Here is a 2,383-nt window from a genome sequence, read left to right on the forward strand (position 1 = left end):
GCAAACTACCCGTTTGTTCCGGGGATTGCAGAAAACATCACCAGCGACTGGTCAGAAGCTCGTCTGGATTCCTGGGTTGTGACCTGTACCCAATGTCACTCGGAACGGTTTGCCCGCTCCTACCTGGATCTCATGGACAAAGGTACCCTGGAAGGGCTGGCTAAATACCAGGAAGCCAATGCCATTGTTCACAAAATGTATGAAGACGGCACCCTGACTGGTCAAAAAACCAATCGTCCGAATCCACCGGCGCCAGAGAAACCGGGTTTTGGTATCTTCACCCAACTGTTCTGGTCCAAGGGTAACAACCCGGCCTCACTTGAACTGAAAGTGCTGGAAATGGCAGAAAACAATCTGGCCAAAATGCACGTAGGACTGGCACACGTTAATCCAGGTGGCTGGACATATACCGAAGGTTGGGGCCCGATGAACCGTGCCTATGTTGAAATCCAGGATGAATACACCAAGATGCAGGAAATGACAGCTCTGCAAGCGCGTGTTAACAAACTGGAAGGTAAAAAAACCAGCCTGCTTGACCTCAAGGGAGCGGGAGAAAAGATCTCGCTGGGAGGACTGGGAGGTGGAATGTTGCTGGCGGGAGCGATTGCTCTGATTGGCTGGCGTAAACGTAAGCAAACGCAAGCTTGACTGCTTCGTTGACACCAAACCGGCGCGCACAGTCGCGCTGGTTTGACCGACTCCTCCCGCCACTGGGGATTTTACTGGTGACGGGAGGTTTGGTTTTGCTGGGTGGGTATGCTTGGCTGCTGCTGACACCGGATGAGGCTCCCTATCGTTACCAGCTGGCTGCCACCGGCAAGGTGGACGACTATCCTGATCTGGAACTGGAAGCCTGGCCGGATCTGACCATCAACCAGTACGACATTCATCTGGAAGGAACGGATCAACCGATAGCACAAGCCTGGTTTGGTCAGCGTGCAAATCAACCGCAGGTATTACTCAACTGGAAGAACGAAACCAGAGAACCTCTGCTGGCGCTGGATCAGAAAGCTGCTGAACTCAGTGCACTTGCAACGGCAATAGACAAATATGCCCCGCGAGATGCACTACTGCTCAGCTGGTGGGATACCTCACGCCAACTGGCCCTGTTGACCGGACGAGACGTACTGTTTCACAGCACACTGCACGAACCTCTGATTGTTCCGCCGGAATGGCAAGCGCATGCGCAAGCGATCCGCGCGTATGAAAACGAACAAACCGGCGCTGCGGCCGATCCACAGGAACGCGAGCTGTTTCTGCGTTTTACGCAAAGCCTGCTCAATCCGCTGGCCAGTGGCCTGGCTGATTTGCGACAACTGGCCGGTACACGCGATGCTTACCTGATCGTGCATATCAGCGACCTGTACAAACTGGGTCTGCTATACCCTGACAAATTTGGCATTGCCTACAAACCCTACCGCCTGACCGGTAACCTGCATGGCATGATCAGTCATGTCAAGACCGAGATGAGCAATCACGGCTACTACGCCTACACTGTGCAATCGTTATCGGACGAACTGATTCGCGCCTTCTTTCTGACAGATGAAGCCAGTTACCACACCCTGCTGGCCAGGCTGCTGCCATTTACCAGCCAACCTTCTCCGCTGGAGCTCACCTCTCCGCGATTGATCTACCAGCAAGGAGGATACTGGGTCTATCAACTGGCAGAAAAGGCCCCGGCGGCACAAACCCAGCACAATCTGCAACCCGCTCCGGATCATGATAAAACGACGGATTCAACCCATCTGACTGATCAGGTACAATGATGGTCGGCAAGACAAAAGAATCATAATCTGTGTTCAAACATCTAGGAAAAGAGGAGAGATCATGAAAATAATAATAGCCTGCGGACTGGTTGCTGCAGCCCTGTTCACCCTGACAAGTGGACAGAGTCTGGCAGCGGATGCTCCGTTTGAAGGTCGGAAAAAGTGCAGTTCCTGTCACAAACCACAAGCCCAGTCGTGGAAACATACTGCCCACGCCAAGGCGATGGAATCGCTCAAGCCCAATGTCAAAGTGGAAGCCAAACAAAAAGCCAAACTGGATCCTGCCAAGGACTACACCCAGGACAAAGACTGCGTAGGTTGTCATGTGGATGGATTTGGCCAGAAAGGCGGCTACACGATAGACTCCCCCAAACCCATGCTGACAGGCGTAGGCTGTGAATCCTGCCACGGGCCTGGACGTAAATACCGGGGAGATCACCGCAAGGCTGGGCAAGCATTTGAGAAATCGGGCAAAAAAGCGCCGCGCAAGACCCTGGCAAGCAAGGGGCAAGACTTTAATTTTGAAGAACGTTGCAGCGCCTGCCATCTGAACTATGAAGGGTCACCCTGGAAAGGAGCAAAACCTCCCTATACCCCGTATACACCGGAAGTGGATG

The 2,383-nt window shown here is 53.3% G+C and carries 3 protein-coding genes; all 3 read left to right on the plus strand.

What is annotated here, in order from left to right; all coding sequences use genetic code 11:
• Positions 1–648, plus strand: a 648-nt coding sequence (locus ABF86_RS11780; protein WP_275689311.1) for a multiheme c-type cytochrome, incomplete at its 5' end; no start/stop codon positions are given.
• Positions 645–1,766, plus strand: coding sequence for a hydroxylamine oxidation protein HaoB (haoB, locus tag ABF86_RS11785; RefSeq protein ID WP_160803630.1), 1,122 nt, complete (start codon positions 645–647; stop codon positions 1,764–1,766). The genes ABF86_RS11780 and haoB, both read left to right, overlap by 4 nt.
• 61 nt (positions 1,767–1,827) lie before the next feature.
• The coding region (locus tag ABF86_RS11790) for a cytochrome c family protein (RefSeq protein ID WP_160803631.1) at positions 1,828–2,383 on the plus strand (556 nt) is incomplete at its 3' end.

This window comes from Nitrosomonas sp. GH22, from assembly GCF_009833115.1.
Lineage (GTDB): Bacteria > Pseudomonadota > Gammaproteobacteria > Burkholderiales > Nitrosomonadaceae > Nitrosomonas > Nitrosomonas eutropha.